Below are 17,956 nucleotides of genomic sequence, written 5' to 3' on the forward strand. Positions count from 1 at the left end.
TTTCTTTCGTTTCGACAAGAATTATGATCGTTTTACTATTCTCTCAGCACCCCACGCGGTCACCCGCAGCATCGCTTCAAGCACAATACCCATACCCATTTTTGATTTCCCTTGAGTCCGCTCGATAAATGCTATGGGGATTTCCAAAATGTTGGCACCAGCTTGATGCGCTCGCCGAGTCATATCAACTTGGAACACATATCCGTTGGCCTCAATATTTTCGAGATCAATCTGTTGTAATAGGGAAGCTCGATACGCTCTAAAACCGGCTGTGACATCGTGAACAGGTAAGGCTAACATACAGCGGGCATACCACGAACCTGTACGAGAAATCACATCTCGCAGCAAAGGCCAATTAACTGTTTGACCGCCCCTAACCCTACGGGATCCTATTACCAGATCAACGTGAGGGTTACGCTCAACCACATCCAGCATGCGCGCTAAATCCTGCGGTCGATGAGAGCCGTCCATATCCATTTCGCAGATCACATCGTAACGCTGTTGTAGGGCCCAATGAAAACCATCGAGATATGCAGGGCCAAGACCATTTTTTGCTTTCCTGTGCAACACATGAAGTCGAGGTTCCCCTTGCGCAATGAAATCTGCCATTTTACCGGTACCATCCGGTGAATTATCGTCAACAACCAGCACATCAACATCATGGGTACATGAGAAAATTCCCGCCAGCGTGGTCCCAAGGTTGTCGATTTCGTTATATGTAGGCATAACTACTACAACCCTGTTATCGCGTTGAGACTTGGTACTCGTATTTCGCGCAGCTGTATCAGTCATCATGCACCCCCTGAGGTATTCACTCCAACACTACTGTGCGCAATGCCCGTAATGGTGTGAAATACTGGATGTTTGCTGTGAAAATAAGCACAAGATCACCCGTGCTCTGTACTTAGTGGCGTGTCGTATGCATCATTGAACACATTTCACGCACACCCAAACAACGCCGGTGTGCAAGAATAGGTGCATGCAGTATGTTTCAGAATCAACGGCCAGAGATGCTGTTAATAAAGCAAGTACGGACTTGTTCTCCTTCGTTTACAAGCATGCCGTAAAGCCTGTGGTGTTCAATCAGGCACCAGATATTGCTCACGATCAGATGATTAGCTTCTGTCGAGCGGCAGGCAACATACCACCACTGATGTGGCTGTTACGCCAGATGCTTGATTACACTGATCCCAGCCTCGAAAGCGAGGTTATGGGTCTACATTTTTCAAATCCATTTGGTCTGTCAGCCGGCCTGGATAAGAACTGCGATTTATCTACAGTGCTAGATGCAGCTGGATTTGGTTTTGAAACTGTAGGATCTACCACTTCACGGCCGTGTGCAGGCAATCCACGCCCATGGTTCCACCGACTGCCAGAGTATGACTCAATGATGGTCCACGTCGGACTAGCTAATGATGGTTCTGAACAAGTAATCCCCAAAGTCGAGAAGGCGTACACCAAGGCTGCAAGTATGGCGATGTCGATTTCGATAGCTCGTACCAATGATGACCAGTGTGGCGATATTGACGAGGGTATTGAAGATTACCGCATTTCGCTTGAACGAGCTGCTGGGCGATCCTCAATGGTAGAAATTAATATTTCTTGTCCAAACACACATGTTGGCGAACCCTTCAACGAAAACCCTGACAACCTCGATCGGCTATTCACATCTTTGGATTCTGTTGAGCGCTCACAACCTTTGCTGGTAAAAATGCCACTCAACAAATCATGGTCTGAGTTTAAGGATCTACTGGATGTACTAGCAACGCATAATGTTCAAGGCATCTCTATCGCTAACTTGCAAAAGGACCGCACTGGACTATCCGTGCCGGTGCAATGGGCGGGCGGCCTTTCAGGTGGACCATGCTATGAAGGTAGTAATGCTCTTATTGCCAACACTTATCGTGAATTTGCTTCACGTTTTGCCATTGCAGGAATAGGTGGTGTGTTCACCCCCGAACAGGCATACGAAAAAATACGATGCGGATCAAGTCTGGTGATGTTCGTTTCCTCGTTGATGTTCCGTGGACCTCAGCAAATCAGTGTATTCAAACGAGGTCTGGTTCAGCTATTGCGACGCGACGGCTTTGAGAATGTTTCGCAGGCCGTGGGCAGTGGTTTATAGTTCATATCTAGGTAGATGTGAGCATGGATTGCACTCTACAGTGCACTGAGTTCAGTCATTCTCAGCTGCTTCATTCATTGGATAGAGCATAATGCATGAAGCAGCTGAGGATCATGCGCGTACAGGAACAGTCCTTTTCTTGGACGCGTTAATAAGGTCATTAAGGCATTCCTCAACACACGTTCTCTGCTGTGCTCAATCTCTTGCGCATCCAAACCCTTAGCGCGTAAACGTGCAACCCCAGCGAAGGCTGCCTGATCCTGATAGGCATCCGGCTTCACGCATAAGGTCCCTTGTTCACTTAATACATTCGATGGTCCAAGAATTACTCCTGCCCAGTCGAGGTCCAAACCTTGAATGGTATATACCGAACCCACCTCATTAAGAGTTTCTGGCCGCTGCGGCCAAGCCAGCGATGCCTGTGGAACATAGCGATCCCAAGGTATATGTAGGCCTGGCTCGTCAATAAAATAATCGGCTCCGTCAAGACGATATGGATAATCATAGGTACTCAATAGACGTGCTGAACCTCTACTTGATCGCTCGACTATCGCATCGCGCATCTTCCCCGCATCGGCAAAAACCTTCATTTCAAAACCCTGGTCTTCAGACGGAGGAGGAGACACCACACTATCTTCGTCCAGCAATGATTCAATCCAATTCCTCACACCCAAAGAAGCACCCATCCGGTGTTGTGTGCCCAAATTTATATTGATGACTTCTGCATCATTGAGTGCCTCAGACAACACATCGTCGTTCCACATACTGCGTAAGCGCAGCACCTGTGCCTCGTCATATGCGATAACAGTAATCTTGCTGAGCCGAACGATTTCCTTCAGCTGGTTTTCTGCACGAAAGTGCATATAAGGATTCGGCTGGGTCAGCAACAGATGTGCCTCATCTACCAGAGCGATATCCGCCCCTTTCCCGTTGCGGTCAGCAGTATTGATATATGGAGTTGGCCGAAGCACCTGGGACTTACGTAATTGAGGATTGTTACCAGCAATGTCTTTGTACCGTTTCCACATTTGCGCGTGATTGACCATAATGCGCACATCTATGCCAGATAGTGCATCTGCAGATGGAATCTCATCAGATTGATGCATTCGACTTCGAGAGGACAACGCTACAAACAATGATGTCAGCAGTACACTCTTACCGGTTCCAGCAGCACCTTGAATTACTACAACGACATGAGGAGAATCAAAGCCGCGGTTTGAACAGGTTCCGCTGAGCCGTTGCTCACACAGGGCAATAATGCTGTTCAAAGCAGACTGTTGGTCTGTATCTAATGTATACGTGCTCACACCACGGGACTCTAATCCACTTGAAGGACCACTCTAATAACAACGAAGCTGACTGTTTTACGGTCAGCTTCTGGTACCACTATCAGTGAACTTAAGAACATCTATCAGCGCTTAGTTCCATATGCGCCACGTATATATTGTTCAGGGTAAGGAATCTCAGTTTTTCTCAGACCAAGCTTGTACCCGGCACGCAACGGCCAGTATGGATCACGCAGAGCAGCTCTGCCGATTTCGACAGCATCTGCCTGCTCTTTGTGCACAATACGCGCTGCCTGCTTCGCCTTAGTAATTAATCCAACAGCAGTTGTTGGTATCAAAGCCTTTTGACGCACTTCCTGAGCAAAAGGCACCTGATAGTTAGGTTGTGCTGGAATAGTTACTCCCGAAATAATGCCGCCGGTTGAAACATCTACCAAATCAACGCCATGAGCCTTCATAACCTTCGCCGTTTCGATACTCTGGTCAAGATCCCACCCACCAGCAGCCCAATCGGTTGCAGAAATACGAACCAACAATGGCATTCCCTCGGGAATCACGGAGCGTACCGCATCAACAATGTCAATCAGGAATCGCATCCGATTTTCCAAAGGACCACCGTACTCATCAGTACGCTGATTACTCAGCGGATCCAAGAACTGCGAAATCAGATATCCGTGCGCAGCATGAAGCTCAATTGCTTCGAAGCCCACACTCACCGCTCTGCCAGCAGCATATTTGAACTGATCTACGATCCCATGGATTTCGTCAATACTGAGTTCGCGAGGAACGTCATAATGTCCATAGGGAATAGCACTTGGTGCTACAGTCGGCCAGCCACCCTCGTCTTGAGGAACGGTAGCATTGATATGCCCTGTGGAGAAGCAGCCAGTAGAAGCCTTACGACCCGCGTGATTGAGCTGCACCGCTGCAACAGCACCAGCCTTTTTTACATCGTCTACAATCCAACGCCAGGCATCAATCTGCCCGTCCTCCCAAAGGCCTAAATCACACGGTGAGATACGTCCCTCAGCACTGACTGCTGTTGACTCAGCAATCACCATGCCAAAGCCACCTAATGCGCGAGAGACATAGTGCTGATAGTGAAATTGCGTTGGTCTGCCATCTTGCCCAAACGCCGAATACGTGTCCATAGGAGGCATCCAGATGCGGTTTCGCGTAGTCACCCCACGCAAAGTCAGAGGAGAAAACAAATCCGGCGCCTCGACAGTGTTGATATTTTTGGAGCCTTTGCGCGATTTATTCCGCTGTTTTTTTACTTTATTGTTGCCCTTGGTCTGGCTACTCGCAGAATGGTCATCGTGATCAAGCGAAGGATCAGTGGACTTACCCACAGCAGATGCGGCATCTAGAGCGTCCCATTCCTCTGCGTGTTGCTGAAGTTCCTCAGATACGGTATCCCGCGTAGATTGAACATTCTCATCATCAGTAGTATCGAAAGCCACATCGTCTTGTTGTGCCATGTCAGACCTTCCTTTGTCCCAGCGGTGCTGCAATGAGCAGACTTGTAGCTATTCTACTTCCGTTACCTCAAGCAATACAGAACAAGTCTTGCAAAACAACAAACCCTGTTTTGCATCGAAATGCAAAACAGGATCGCAGATGTGATGAGATTGGGGTGTTTAAGACAGCAACGTCAAACTAATTATTCGTGGATGAGCTGGATGAGCTCGTCCCCGAGCTGGTGGTTGCCGCACCCATGTACTTCGCATCAGCATTTCCATAACTGTTGTCAATCGGAGTGTTGGTATCTGCAAGGTAACTATTCATGAAGGCTTTCCAAGCTGGCGTAGCTATATACGCACCATACCAAGTGCTGTGATACACACCATTGATGGTTTTATTGTTGAAAGACTTTTGAGATTCCGCATTACCGACAGCAACATATGCAGCTACTGAAGGAACGAAACCACCAGTAAGCATATAGGTATCTTCATTCGTTCCAGTTTTAGCAAAGGTTTTGCGACCACCATCTAGCTGTGTTGTTGCAGCCTCACCATCAGATTGCACAACACCCTGATTCATTGCATATGCAACGGTTTGTGCAATTCCTGAATCGATAGCTTGATGACAGTTAGCAGAAGGAACTTTGAGCTGGTTACCGTCTTTGTCCACAACTTTTTTCAAGGCGATAGGTGTGCATTCGACTCCATTTGCAGCAATAGTCGCATAGACGTTTGCCATAGTCAGAGGAGAAGCCTGAACGGTTCCAATAACCATAGGAGGATTGTAAGAATTCGACGAGAAGATATCTTCTTGACCTTCGGGGGAATTGTGATAACCCATCGTCTTGGCAGTATTGGCTATCTGTTTCAGACCAATGATTTGAGCCATTGAAGCCTGAGTGGTGTTGTGCGAACGAATAAGACCCTGTAGAGGTGTTTCAGGAGATGTGGTGCCGCCGCCAGAATTCTGGACAGGCCAAATACCAGTACCAGAGTAGTCAGGGAATGAACTCTTGTTATACGAAGTGTAGGTTCTTAGAGATTGGTTAATAGACTTGCCCGCAGCCATCCATGCTGCAAGGTTAATCGGTTTCCATGTAGACCCTACTTGGAAGCCCCAGCCTCCACCGTCAGCTTCGTCGACTGCATAGTTGATAGCGGTTTTGGTACCCCCACCCGAATCTTGCGTAGCGTCGTAGGTTCTATTAATACCAAAGCCTAATACTTCTCCCGTGCCTGGTTTGATAGCCGCTATCGTAACTTCGAAACCGGTGGAGTCATCAACAGGAATCGTTGCTCTAGCTGCTTTCATGGCATCACTATTGGCATTGACATCCATGGTGGAATAGATTTCTAAGCCACCCTGTTTGAGAAGCTTGTCACGATCTGCCTGAGTCTTACCGAATTCAGAGGAATTCAAAATCTGTTTAGTCACATAATCGCAGAAATATGCTGCATCTCCTGCCGCTTGGCAACCTGCTGCCACGCTCTGCACATGCAACGTTGAAGCTATAGGTGTCGCCTTAGCTTCATCGCGCTGTTTCGCATTGATATATCCCTGTTGATACATCAAATCAAGCACAATGTTGCGTTGTTCTTGCGACTGTTCTGGATTTGATGTGGGGTCGTATCCTGTCGGATTCTTAGTAATTGCAGCAATCGTGGCAGATTCTACGATATTCAAATCTTTCGCACTTTTATTGAAGAAACGTCGCGCTGCAGTCTCGACACCGTAGATACCATTGCCAAACTGGGCGATATTGAGATAACCCTGTAGGATCTCTGCCTTACTGTATTTCTTTTCCATCTGAACAGCTATAAGCATCTCGCGCATCTTACGTGCAACAGTTTCTTCCTGTGCATGATATACGGCAATCGGGTCATCATCTTCCTCGGCCTCACTCATCAGCACATTTTTAACGTACTGCTGCGTTAATGAAGAGCCACCCTGTGTATCGCCCTTTTTCACGTAAGTTTCGACGAAAGCTCTGAATACACCTTGAATATCAACACCAGCATGCTCAAAGAATCTTCTATCCTCACGAGCAACCACTGCTTTCTGCATGTAGTCGGAAACTTCGTTGAGTGGGACCACGATGCGGTTCTGCGCATAAAAGGTCGCAATCACCGTCTTGCCATCAGAGGCATAGATTCGTGACTGCTGAGGCAAATCCGTAACATCGAAATCGATGCCCTGCGCTTGCAGCGAGGGGATTAGCGACTTTGCGGCAGCATTAAGTCCAAATACAGCAGGTAGCAAGAAGCCTGAAGCGACAACACCCCCAGCAGTACAGAAAATCAAATACGCGAGCACAAAGGTGAAAAAGCGTCTAACGGTCATAGGCTGGTTCTTCGGCATGATGCTCATTCTAAAACCGGCTACCTACTAAGAAGCTGTGAATACTCTTTCTTCGAGCAATTTGCACACTACCTGCGCGAACGTCGTATGAGCATTCCAGGCTGGTAAATGATGATTGAACGCCCTTTGCGTGATATCCAGCCGCGGTTAGAAAAGTCCATCAATGCTTTATTCACGGTTTCCCTAGAAGAACCTACGAGCTGCGCCAACTCCTCTTGCGTCAAGTCGTGAGGAACCATCAAACCAGCTTCAATAGGCTCACCAAAACGCATAGCTAGACTCAACAACGTCTTTGCTAACCGTGCGGGCACATCCATGAAAACTAGATCAGAAATGCGCTCGTTGTTACTACGCATGCGATTCGCTAAAACTTGAAGCATGTCCACAGCGACGCGAGGATGATCATTAAGCCAGGTAAACAAATCTTCGTGTTCCAACACAGCAACTCGTGTGCGATTCGTCATCGCAACTGCAGTTGCTGTTCTAGGACCACCGTTGGGGTCAAAAACTGGGATTTCTCCAAGAACCTCTCCGCGGCCGTGGATGCTGAGCAGCTGCACACGACGATCTGAGGCTTGTCGTATTAACTTAACCCTGCCATCCTCCAGCAGATACATACGATGATCCGTATCGCCCTCGCGAAAGATGCTCTCGCCCTTCGCTACAGAAGAATATTTGAGGTGCGGGAGCAATAAATCCGCTTCCTGTTCAGAAACCTGATTAAATAAAGCAGTCTGGAGCAAGGTGTTTCCAGGTTCTGGAATTTCATTGGGCTTGCGAATGATCACTCCACCTTCCTCCGCTCGTTTAGTCATCCTCGACCGTATAGTTCTGCTTGATTGTATCTCTCTTTCAGACGATACCGCGTGTCCAGCTGTCTTGAGAAAAACGAATGGCGTCCAAAACCGCAGCAGTTTGTCTTATTGGTGACGGAACCGTCCCTGTGTGGGCGCCGGGTATTGTACTTAGCAAAAAGGCAATTAGCTTGCCAATAATCTCTTCACGCCCTAATCCTGATTGCGAACGCAGCGGGTCTACTCTTTTGACTGCAGATTGCACCGCTTTGTACCGCATTTTTTCCCGAGAAATTCTCAATATTCGTGACATTTTTTCTGCATCGATGTCGTAAGACATAGTCACATGATGAAGTACTGCTCCTGGGCCACCTTGCTGAGCTGCATAACGCCGCTGGGCAGCACCTCCGATTTTGCCTGATGGAGAGGAGAGGTCATTAATAGGCTCATACTGTGCATCAATACCAATCTGTCGTAACGCCGACAAAATCCAGTCGTCACAACACCTATATGACTGCTCTATGCTCATTGCCTCGACTAAATTGAGGGGTGCATACAGTGAGTAGGTAATAGTATTTTTGGGTTCAACAAACATTGCACCGCCGCCTGTAACTCGGCGCACAACGCTTACCCCCTCCTGTTGAGCAGCTTCAAGGTCGACTTGATGACTTAAGGATTGGAATCGTCCGATAACCACTGTTGAGGCAGCCCACTCCCAGATGCGAATCATCGGCCCACACTCGCCGCGGGCAACTGCTTGAGCCAAGGCGTGGTCGGTTGCCATCTGGCGCGAAGGCATCAGCGGTTCATCATGCACCACGCTGAGAGCTAAGGCTTTCCATCTGTTGCGAAAGTCAGATAGTAGGCGGTCAGACACCAAGTCTGGTGCAGATAGTGTCTCTTGCGTGGCATTGGATTGCTTGTCATGCTCATTTTCGGGTTGCGCAATACCGTCACTAGCAAGCAGTGCGCGTTGTACAGCTGTGACAATTGTCTGCGGTGTGGCTCCAATAAGCAGCGTTAGTTGTTGTGTATCTAGAATCTCGCGAATCTTATTGCCTAAGGTATCAGCATCGATTGGTAGCGCACATTGTGTGATTTGAGCCTCAATATCTGCAATCACCTGAGGTTTGTCAAGATTGCCTTCTGCAAAGAAATCCCCATCAAGTATGCAACTCAACACACGCGTTTGACTAGCTGTCACATTGGCTGCGATGAGTTTACCGCCTCGCATTTTGCATTCGCCTCGGCCTTGCCGCACTGGTGCATTACTCATAACCACCGCCAATTTTCTTTTCTGCTACTCTGCGCACAATCAGTATCACCTTCTATGTCACCGCGCATCGAAAGTGTGCGTATAAGCACGCCAATAACCTAATATGGTCATCTTCACGTGCATATATGCACACTTTGTGGTCTATGACACTGGAAACATACTCTACAAACGTGCGAGGATATCTGCACTGATCTCTTCGGTATTACGCGTGGACGAAGCTGTCTCAGCGATATCATCTTCGACAGCTCGCTCAATACGTGACGCTGGCTCATCAAGTCCGAGGTGCCGTAATAACATTCCAGCGGAAAGAATTGCCGCCGTCGGATTGGCTATACCCTTGCCCGCGATGTCCGGTGCTGAACCATGAATCGGCTCGAACATGGAGGGATATTCATTCGTGGCGTTGATATTGCCAGATGCCGAATACCCTACCCCTCCCACTACTGCGCCAGCCTCATCGGTCAGAATATCTCCAAAGAGATTATCTGTGAGAATCACATCGAACCGAGCCGGGTCAGTAACCACGAAAATAGTGGCGGCGTCAATGTGCTGATAATCGTGACTAACCTCTGGATATTCCTCAGCAACCTTATTCACTAAACGCTGCCACATATCACCTGCATTGGTAAGCACATTCTTCTTATGCACTAAGGTGACATGCTTACGGCGTTTCATTGCCAGTTCAAACGCATATCGAATAACTCGCTCTGCCCCGAATGCTGTGTTTAGCGACACTTCAGTTGCAACCTCTTGGGGAGTTCCACGGCGTATTGCACCGCCTGCGCCCACATACAAACCTTCAGTGCCCTCACGCACGACGACGAAGTCGATATTTCCAGGATTTGCTAAAGGAGAAGTAACACCTTTGAACAGCTTGGAAGGCCTGAGATTCACATATTGGTCGAGTGCGAAACGAAGCTTGAGTAGCAGCCCTCGTTCCAGTACTCCCGGGGTAACGCGTGGATCTCCAACGGCACCGAGCAGAATTGCATCAGTATGTTTGATGCGTTCCAAATCCTCATCCGGCAGGATGGCACCATCTCTCAGATAGCGCTCTGCACCAAGGTCGAAAGGCTCATATGTGAACTTTGCAAAGCCCTGTGATGCCTTGTCAAGCGCCGCTTGAGCGTGTGGAACGATTTCTTTGCCAATACCATCACCAGGGATGACAGCAATGCGATATACGCCTTGTGTAGTGTTCTCACTCATAATCCCGAGGATATGCAGCACCCCCCTGTTATCACGCTGCCGATTCCGTCAGATGGACATAAATATGGTCATCTGACAGGCACAGCATCCTTTCGCTCAGCACACAAACACATCAAACAAGCACATCACACGCTCACGTCACACAAGCACACTACACAAGCACAGCTGAGTCATGAGTTGAAGCCCATTACGTTTAGGCACCAAGCATTTTCCAATGCCAGTTCCTTCCACTGCTTATAACGTCCGCTTGCACCACCATGCCCCGCCTCAACTTCAACCTTGACCACAGCATCCGCATCTACTGCAGATTCTTGTAATCGAGCTATCCACTTCAATGGCTCCACATAAAGTACGCGCGTATCGTTCATCGATGTGGTTGCGAAAATCTTTGGAAAGTGTGTGGTTCCGAAGTTGAGCTCGCGGGTATGCGCATCAGGCACATTTTCATATGGCGAATATGACTTCATATAGTCATAAACCTGCCGATCATGCAAAGGATCTCCCCACTCATCCCACTCTGTAACAGTCAAAGGAAGATTAGGATCGAGAATGGATGTCAGTGCGTCTACAAAAGGCACATCTGCTTCAATACCGGCATAGAGTTGAGGAGCCATATTGGCGATAGCCCCCATAAGAAGACCACCTGCTGATCCACCGTTCGCCACTGTTCTACTCCGGTCTGCAATGCCGTTGACTTGTAGTGCAGCAGTTACATCCACAAAATCCTCAAAGGTATGCTTTTTATTGAGTCTGCGACCTTGTTCATACCATGCACGCCCCATTTCTCCACCACCGCGAACATGCGCCACAGCATAGATAACTCCTCTATCGAGCATGCTCAGTCTTGCAGGTGAGAAGAACGGATCAGAACTGCATTCATAAGCGCCATAAGCGGTGATAAACATAGCAGAGGGCATCGCGTGCGGAGTATTAGTGGAATATCCATCGCTACTGCTACCTACCACATCGTGCATAGACAAAGTTCGATTCGTCAAACCTCGATCACTGTACGCATCAAGGCTGGGCACTAAACCCTCTCGCCACACTACAGAAACAGGCACACGCTGTCCGTCTCGTGCGAGAACCCATAATCTGGATTCCGCATAATGAGCGGCATCGAAATCCCCCAAAACTTCAGCCCGTTTTAACAGCACATCCTCACCAGTGGCAGGATCGTATTCACGCAACTGAGCGGGATTCGTATAGCTACTCAAGCTATAACGCATTTTTGGAGTCTCATAGGAGGGGTTGCCCCCCGCTCCTATTGAAAATACCGCTTGAGCTGCATGTTCACCCAACGCAGCGGCAGTCATTTCCTTGAACTCCCATGCTTGGCCTTCTACAAAGTTCTTCGCTGCCTGCTCTTTGGTCATCACTGCCAGATGAGGAAGGCTATCAGCCCGATAACTCAAGGTAACAAAATGACGATGCATCGAAAGACCTTCGATACCCAGCCCGCGTGCCCCCTGCAGAATTTCAGGATTGCCTTGCTGATGATATGGAGTATCAATAGGTAAATCTCCTGAAGGATCAAGCTCCGAGGCCTCACACCCAGCAGGACTCCCCTGGACCACACACACGCCTTCGGTGAGTTGATAAGGCGCGGCATGCGCACGCATATCAATCACATTCACTTGAAAATTTGGGTTGAGGACATTGTGATAGGTCAATGCCAGAGGAATATCCTCACCATTCTCACCTGCGCCTTCAAAACGAGCAAAACTTACATCGTATTCAATACCCTCCTGTCTTGGAACGAAGACCTCGAATGAAGCTGTTGGATTGTGAACAGATAAAGTCAATACCTCGCTCGTGGTTTTCGAACCAGTAGTGATAACGATGCGGCATTCATCAAAGCTCATGCCTACGCCCACCCAAAAACGCTCATCTCTCTCAGTCCATACTTCTTTGTCATCAGCAGTATCACTACCGACGCGGTGTCTCCACACACTGTACGGACGCCATGAGTCATCCACCTTCACATAAAATACCCATTTCCCATCAGGAGTAATCATTGCTCCAGAGGAAACCTGCTTAATCACCTCAGGCAAATCAGCTTCTTGAGCACTGGTGCCAGCCTTTGCATCAATTGCTTTCTGTAAGTCTCTGATATGAAAGTCATAGCGCTCATTGCCAGTAGTATCTGTCCCATACAGGAGCCACCTGCCATCGCTACTGAGATCCATACCACCTACTCGGAAGAAATCATGCCCAGACGCTTCCTTATTGGCATCGAAAACCACCTGCTCGCCCGGCAAAGGAGCACCATTAGCCGTGTCAATAACGGGAGGATTCCAATTATGCTCATCGACTACTGGCAAACGGCATTGAACTGCATACTGCTGGCCTTCCACAATCCGCGTGTAGTGCCAAAAACCATGAAGTCTTACAGGAACAGACATATCGGTTTCTTTGATATGTGATTTCAACTCTTCAAATAGCACATCTCTAAAGCTATGTAGGTTCTTCGTTCGCGCTTCAAAATAGGCGTTCTGTTCAGATACGTAACGCTGAGTGCGCTTCGAAGTTTTATCACGCATCCACTCATAGGGGTCACTGAATGACTCTCCCCCTGCGGTTCTTAGGGTGGGGATGCGCTCTGCGGTAGGAATGCCTGTTACTCTTCCATGGCTTCCCATTTGTTCGATATCGTCATGTTGTACATCGCTGCCTGCTGTCATGTCTGAGATTATATGGTTATTCCTCAACATGATGAACATATCGAGGCGCAGGCTCTGTTGTGTAGGGTTTTGCAAATACACTAAACAGCATTAATAACCGACAATGTTGGAATTCAGCCGTTGTTGTCGACACACGCACTGAGTTATACTCTGGCTTTCACTCTAAATCACTACACAATCGCAATTTAGGGCATTTTCAGGATGCATTTATACGTATTTACCTATGAGCTCGTCTGTCGCGGTGTGTAGCAAGGAAGGGCAGCATAGTATTCATCAGATTCGAACCGGTGGTTCCATAAAATACCGGCACATCAGTCACGGGCATCGGCTGTGTAGCGGTAATTCCTGCAACTGCACCTATCGATTCTCGTGGACTTAGCTGACGAATTCCTATCGCAAGAATTCTTCCAGGGTATCTACGAGCTACGGTCGCATATGTAGTTGGATCTTTTTGTCCGTCATCGCCGATGAGTAGAAACTTCATATTCGGAAAATCAGCCATTAGCTGGTCTACAAACTCGAGTTTGTGTTGTACTCCGGTTGGAATAAAGGTTTTAGGACGAGGGTCAAGGTCACGCAGTAACAGAGGTCCTTCTGGGAAACCGTGGTAATCGATAAAATGCCGGATGGAACTTTCCACATTCCATGGCGATGTCGATAAGTAAAAGAACGGAGCCTGAGGATATAAATCCCTGATTTTGTTGTATAAGACACTCATACCAGGTACAGAAATCCGCTTTTTAGGATTCAACAACAACATGTTGTACGCCGCGCGCCATAGAGAGGGCACTTGAGTCACCATAATGGTGTCATCAATATCAGAAATCACACCTAAAGGCGTCGAAGCAGGATAGGTATATAGCGGAGCAGTAACTGGTGGTCTTCTACGAACTTGGTAGGAGACCTCATGCCGACCAGGTTGCAAACGATGTTCAGCCACCAAATCCAAATACCCGCTTGAGTCCGACAAGGCAAATTCGTCACTCATGGAGCGTCCATGATCTGGTTGATCGTAAACTTCTGAGCTGCCCACTTGAACCGTACGCAACCGAGTACCATCGACACGAATTTTTACCTGCGTACCAGGTGCTGGGACTTTGAAAGCACTGCGAATACCGCGTACTGCTAGACCGGAACGTCCCCGTTCAGGAGACAGCGTGGTACGACAAATCAAACGAGAATAGTCGGGAGTCCCATAACCAACATATGGCTCAACTATCGGATACCACCTGAGGTGGTGAGTAATCAAGGTCGAAAGACCTATCCAAACATTAAAAGCTCCGGTGACTCCACGTCTTGCAGAACGAATCAACAATGGTTTACTTTCAATACGCTCATGTGGCTGTGCTGTATCAAAAGACGTAGCCGCACGTCGGGCGCGTATTGTGGAATGAGTTTGTTGCTCCATAGCGTTCTTACCGTTTGCGATCAATGAATGATTTTGGCGTAGTCCTCTGCGCTCAGCAGTTCTGGCTCATCGTCATCGAGCTCGACTTTCAAAATCCAACCCTCACCATAAGGATCATTGTTGATAACGCTCGGATCTTCAGCAGCATCACGATTTACATAAGCAACAGTTCCTGATACCGGAGAGACCAAAGGTTCAACCGCTTTTGACGACTCTAACTCGACTACCTCATCGCCGGCCTCAATCTTGCCGCCTGTTTCAGGAAGATCAAGAAAGACTAAATCGCCGAGCTCAGAGGCCGCATATTCGGTGATACCAATGACCGCAGGAGATGATGAGGTGTCAATCCACACATGATCCTGCGAGTATTGAAGATGCTCTGGAACATCCAAACTGGGGCTTTGTTTGCTGTCGTTATCACTCATAGCCTCAAGAATACCGTTATATCGCTACAGCGAGAATAATTAGCGCACAGCTGCTGTAGGTTGTGCCCCAATAACCTTGACCATGGTACCGACAGGAGCATTCTGATAAATCCACTGAGCCTCTGCAGGAATCATATTGATACAACCGTGGGAACCATAATTCACAGGATCACCTTTAGCAATAGCAGTCAGATTCCATGGAGCAGCGTGGAAGCCTTCACCACCGTTGTAGTAACTGATCCACTTCACTCCCTTGGACAGATAGTCAGCACCTCGCATATCCTGCGTTTCATATTTGATGTTAATGAAAAAGGTGCCAGGATCAGATTCGCGATCACCATTTTTACCGGTAACTACGTTAAAGGTTTTAACTACTGTTGTGCCTTTATAAACAGTGACCTTTTGTTGTGAACGATCTACTTGAATCCACATATCTCCGTTGGGAATATCGTACTGAGCTACGGTTGATGTGGTGGTGTATTTTGTTACATCAGATTGAGCTTTGATAGTTGCAGACTGTCCTGCATTGAGGTTGTTAACCACTTCCTGAGCAGTAACGTCAGTATCTTTTACTGCCACTCCATTTACACCTTTGGTGGTCACAGCTAAGACAGTACCCTGGCTATTTTTAATATTTTTCTCAACAACAGCATCTTGGTTCAGAGCAGTGGGAAGCTCTTGTTGAAGATATGTTTTGGCGGCGTCTTGGTTGACAACGATGGAGATGCTGCCATTATCAAGGTTGTTTGAGAAACTCATCCAGGTTGCGACTTCCTTCGCGGGCACCGTAAATGATTTTCCCTCACCGTTATTAATAACAATGGCCTGTTGCAGACGGGCGTTAGCATCTTGAGCAACCTGAGTGGCTGTCTGTTCAGTTATCGGAGCTTTGACCTCGCTATATGTGACTGCTGCTGACTCAGATGTGCCTGGGTCATCGGCAAGCTTGCTTACGGCAGCCTTGACCGTAGAAATCTCCGGCGTTTGACCATCAGCGCCAGACTTGGCTACAAAAGTATTGCTCGCCGAATCGTATTCAACGCTTGCTGCGCGAGCTTGTTGAGATTCATCTACCAGCTTGCTGGTCAGAAAATCCGTCATTTTGCTGTCATCAGTTTTAAGAGTCAGCGCTACTGAAGTGGTGTTGAAAGGGTTCACCTGTCCAACCATTTCGGAGGACTTGGCATTGAGCACATTACTCACCGTAGTGTTGACGTCAAGCGTGACACCAAGATCGCTGAGGCTAGCACTCAGAGTCTTACCATTCGCGTCGGTAATATGCACCTTGGAAGACGAGTATGCTGCGTTCACAGTTGTTCTCAGAGCACTCTCATCCTGACCTGTCACACTTTGACCGCCCACGGTCACGCCTGGGGCTGCTTTATCACTGAAATATGCGCGCGCAGCAAAGAAGCCACCTACAAGTGCTGCGATAAGCGCAATGAACACCACTGCACTGATGATTAATCCTTTATAGCGGTGTTTCTCAACCGGTGTTAATGCCTCTAGTCCAGAATTGCCATCTGACATTCCAAAACCACCGGCTGTTGGAGGCTTGGGAACATCCAAGGGGAAGAAACGGACCGTAGACTCGCCGGAATCTGATGAATCCATATATGAATCAACAGACCTACGCTGCTGCTCTCCGTGCGCTCCCTCGTTTGGGAACAGCAACGAAGTTTCGTCATCCGCATGCTTGCCGTCGGACATAAGCGACCTTTCCTCAACTGACCGTCCATACTATACGCGATTAGCATGGGTTAACGACCGAGTATGGGCAACCTCAAACCACATTCGAGCAGTGTATTCACATTAACTGTTTTAGAGTGTGTATCCTAGCCACTCTTCGATCATGTACCGTGCGATGGTTGCCTTGCTTGGAACAAGAATCGATCCGTTAGTCAGTGATGTCATATATTCATTTTTGCTCACCCACATCGCGTCCAATGTTTCATCGCCATCAACATCAATTTGAGAGCTCAACGCCTGCCCTTTGAACGCGACCATAAGTGACGAAGGAAAAGGCCAAGGTTGTGAACCCAGATATTTCAATTCGCCTACTCGTATACCCGTTTCTTCAAAGGCTTCTCGCCGTGCTGCATGCTCAAGATTTTCTCCAGCTTCAACAAAACCGGCAGAGACGGAATAGAAATTTTCAGACCAAGCGGCATTCCTCTGAATTAACAAACGATTGCTGGCATCGACTATCGAAGTGATTGCTGCGGGCTCAATCCTTGGAAATAGCAAACGCTGTCCATCTTGAGGGTTACTGCATCGCTGTGCCCACCCCGCATGAGCACAACTGGTAGCTGCACCACATCGCGGGCAAAATCGTTGTGATATATGCCACATACACAATGTGGACGCACTGGTTGCCAAGCCTGCCTCTAACGCCGAGCAATGCGGAGCAAAACCTCGCAATCCCACCCAATCAAGCTGCCGTTCTGCTCGTTGCAAAGCGTCAGCATTGATGAGGTCATCCTCTGAATTATGGTCAGGACCAAAAGCATCATCAGCACCCACGTGTGCCGCATCTGGTGGAGTTGAATCCTCATGCGCTCTGGTGATGTCGAGGGCAACATAGTCATGAGCCTGTCCGCTGGGAATAGGGTCACTACCAAGAAAGTAAGCATTGATACGTGGGTTATCTGTTACTGTTTCGCTCAGATATTCTCCGGGGAAATACGCCAGGCGCATGTGCACAGACTCATAATCAACAGGTTCTCCCTGTCCACGCGGCACTGCGAGTAAACCGTCTTTGACGAGAAACACTCTGGTAGATGATTTCTTCAGCAAGGTATCTATGAGATCAGGTTGTGATCTGCTGTCCACGCGATAATCAACTTTGGACTGGGACAGCGGCAAAAATGGGAGTGCTTGCGTCAACGCTAATGGAGAAAATGACGCAATCGGATCATGAGATTGACCGC

13 protein-coding genes are annotated in these 17,956 nt (G+C 48.2%); 1 reads left to right on the forward strand and 12 read right to left on the reverse strand.

Annotation, left to right across the window (positions count from 1 at the left end; all coding sequences use genetic code 11):
• Nucleotides 1–21: 21 nt before the first annotated feature.
• Entirely contained in the window at nt 22–795 is a 774-nt protein-coding gene (locus LKI20_RS08810) for a polyprenol monophosphomannose synthase (RefSeq protein WP_291772894.1), read from the reverse strand.
• A gap of 184 nt (nt 796–979) precedes the next feature.
• Here LKI20_RS08810 and LKI20_RS08815 point away from each other — a divergent pair, with 184 nt between their 5' ends.
• Entirely contained in the window at nt 980–2,125 is a 1,146-nt protein-coding gene (locus LKI20_RS08815) for a quinone-dependent dihydroorotate dehydrogenase (RefSeq protein ID WP_291772896.1), read from the forward strand.
• Nucleotides 2,126–2,199: 74 nt separating this feature from the next.
• Here LKI20_RS08815 and LKI20_RS08820 read toward each other — a convergent pair whose 3' ends face one another.
• The 11 genes from LKI20_RS08820 to nudC all read right to left on the reverse strand — a co-directional run bounded on the left by LKI20_RS08820 (nt 2,200) and on the right by nudC (nt 17,936).
• Complete coding sequence (locus LKI20_RS08820) at nt 2,200–3,432, reverse strand: DUF2075 domain-containing protein (protein ID WP_291772898.1); 1,233 nt, start codon at nt 3,430–3,432, stop codon at nt 2,200–2,202.
• Between the two features lie 104 nt (nt 3,433–3,536).
• Nucleotides 3,537–4,892 carry an NADH:flavin oxidoreductase/NADH oxidase gene (locus LKI20_RS08825; protein WP_291772900.1) on the reverse strand — a complete coding sequence of 452 codons (1,356 nt, stop codon included), beginning with the start codon at nt 4,890–4,892 and terminating at the stop codon, nt 3,537–3,539.
• Between the two features lie 178 nt (nt 4,893–5,070).
• Nucleotides 5,071–7,233 carry a transglycosylase domain-containing protein gene (locus LKI20_RS08830; RefSeq protein ID WP_291772903.1) on the reverse strand — a complete coding sequence of 721 codons (2,163 nt, stop codon included), beginning with the start codon at nt 7,231–7,233 and terminating at the stop codon, nt 5,071–5,073.
• Nucleotides 7,234–7,301: 68 nt separating this feature from the next.
• Nucleotides 7,302–8,048, reverse strand: coding sequence for a Crp/Fnr family transcriptional regulator (locus LKI20_RS08835; RefSeq protein WP_291772905.1), 747 nt, complete (start codon nt 8,046–8,048; stop codon nt 7,302–7,304).
• A gap of 37 nt (nt 8,049–8,085) precedes the next feature.
• On the reverse strand, nt 8,086–9,303 hold the full coding sequence (locus LKI20_RS08840; protein WP_291772907.1) for a lipoate--protein ligase family protein: 1,218 nt from the start codon (nt 9,301–9,303) through the stop codon (nt 8,086–8,088).
• Nucleotides 9,304–9,465: 162 nt separating this feature from the next.
• Nucleotides 9,466–10,512: a 3-isopropylmalate dehydrogenase gene (locus LKI20_RS08845; RefSeq protein ID WP_291772909.1), complete on the reverse strand. Its 1,047-nt coding sequence runs from the start codon at nt 10,510–10,512 to the stop codon at nt 9,466–9,468.
• Nucleotides 10,513–10,682: 170 nt separating this feature from the next.
• Nucleotides 10,683–13,193, reverse strand: coding sequence for a S9 family peptidase (locus LKI20_RS08850; RefSeq protein ID WP_291772911.1), 2,511 nt, complete (start codon nt 13,191–13,193; stop codon nt 10,683–10,685).
• 217 nt (nt 13,194–13,410) lie between these two features.
• Nucleotides 13,411–14,601, reverse strand: coding sequence for an App1 family protein (locus LKI20_RS08855; RefSeq protein ID WP_291772914.1), 1,191 nt, complete (start codon nt 14,599–14,601; stop codon nt 13,411–13,413).
• 20 nt (nt 14,602–14,621) lie between these two features.
• Complete coding sequence (gene gcvH / locus LKI20_RS08860; RefSeq protein ID WP_291772916.1) at nt 14,622–15,026, reverse strand: glycine cleavage system protein GcvH; 405 nt, start codon at nt 15,024–15,026, stop codon at nt 14,622–14,624.
• Between the two features lie 39 nt (nt 15,027–15,065).
• The gene (locus tag LKI20_RS08865) at nt 15,066–16,736 is read right to left on the reverse strand and encodes a L,D-transpeptidase (RefSeq protein ID WP_291772918.1); all 1,671 of its coding nucleotides are present in this window, start codon (nt 16,734–16,736) and stop codon (nt 15,066–15,068) included.
• Nucleotides 16,737–16,847: 111 nt separating this feature from the next.
• Nucleotides 16,848–17,936, reverse strand: coding sequence for an NAD(+) diphosphatase (gene nudC / locus LKI20_RS08870; RefSeq protein WP_291773499.1), 1,089 nt, complete (start codon nt 17,934–17,936; stop codon nt 16,848–16,850).
• Nucleotides 17,937–17,956 lie beyond the last annotated feature (20 nt).

The organism is Bifidobacterium sp., assembly GCF_022647885.1.
Taxonomy (GTDB): domain Bacteria; phylum Actinomycetota; class Actinomycetes; order Actinomycetales; family Bifidobacteriaceae; genus Bombiscardovia.

Bases quoted from the DNA above. Each gene is read 5' to 3' on its own strand.
- LKI20_RS08810 (WP_291772894.1), bottom strand. From the start codon at position 795: ATGATGACTGATACAGCTGCGCGAAATACGAGTACCAAGTCTCAACGC.
- LKI20_RS08815 (WP_291772896.1), top strand. From the start codon at position 980: ATGCAGTATGTTTCAGAATCAACGGCCAGAGATGCTGTTAATAAAGCA.
- LKI20_RS08825 (WP_291772900.1), bottom strand. From the start codon at position 4,892: ATGGCACAACAAGACGATGTGGCTTTCGATACTACTGATGATGAGAAT.
- LKI20_RS08830 (WP_291772903.1), bottom strand. From the start codon at position 7,233: ATGCCGAAGAACCAGCCTATGACCGTTAGACGCTTTTTCACCTTTGTG.
- LKI20_RS08835 (WP_291772905.1), bottom strand. From the start codon at position 8,048: ATGACTAAACGAGCGGAGGAAGGTGGAGTGATCATTCGCAAGCCCAAT.
- LKI20_RS08840 (WP_291772907.1), bottom strand. From the start codon at position 9,303: ATGAGTAATGCACCAGTGCGGCAAGGCCGAGGCGAATGCAAAATGCGA.
- LKI20_RS08845 (WP_291772909.1), bottom strand. From the start codon at position 10,512: ATGAGTGAGAACACTACACAAGGCGTATATCGCATTGCTGTCATCCCT.
- LKI20_RS08850 (WP_291772911.1), bottom strand. From the start codon at position 13,193: ATGACAGCAGGCAGCGATGTACAACATGACGATATCGAACAAATGGGA.
- LKI20_RS08855 (WP_291772914.1), bottom strand. From the start codon at position 14,601: ATGGAGCAACAAACTCATTCCACAATACGCGCCCGACGTGCGGCTACG.
- gcvH (WP_291772916.1), bottom strand. From the start codon at position 15,026: ATGAGTGATAACGACAGCAAACAAAGCCCCAGTTTGGATGTTCCAGAG.
- LKI20_RS08865 (WP_291772918.1), bottom strand. From the start codon at position 16,736: ATGTCCGACGGCAAGCATGCGGATGACGAAACTTCGTTGCTGTTCCCA.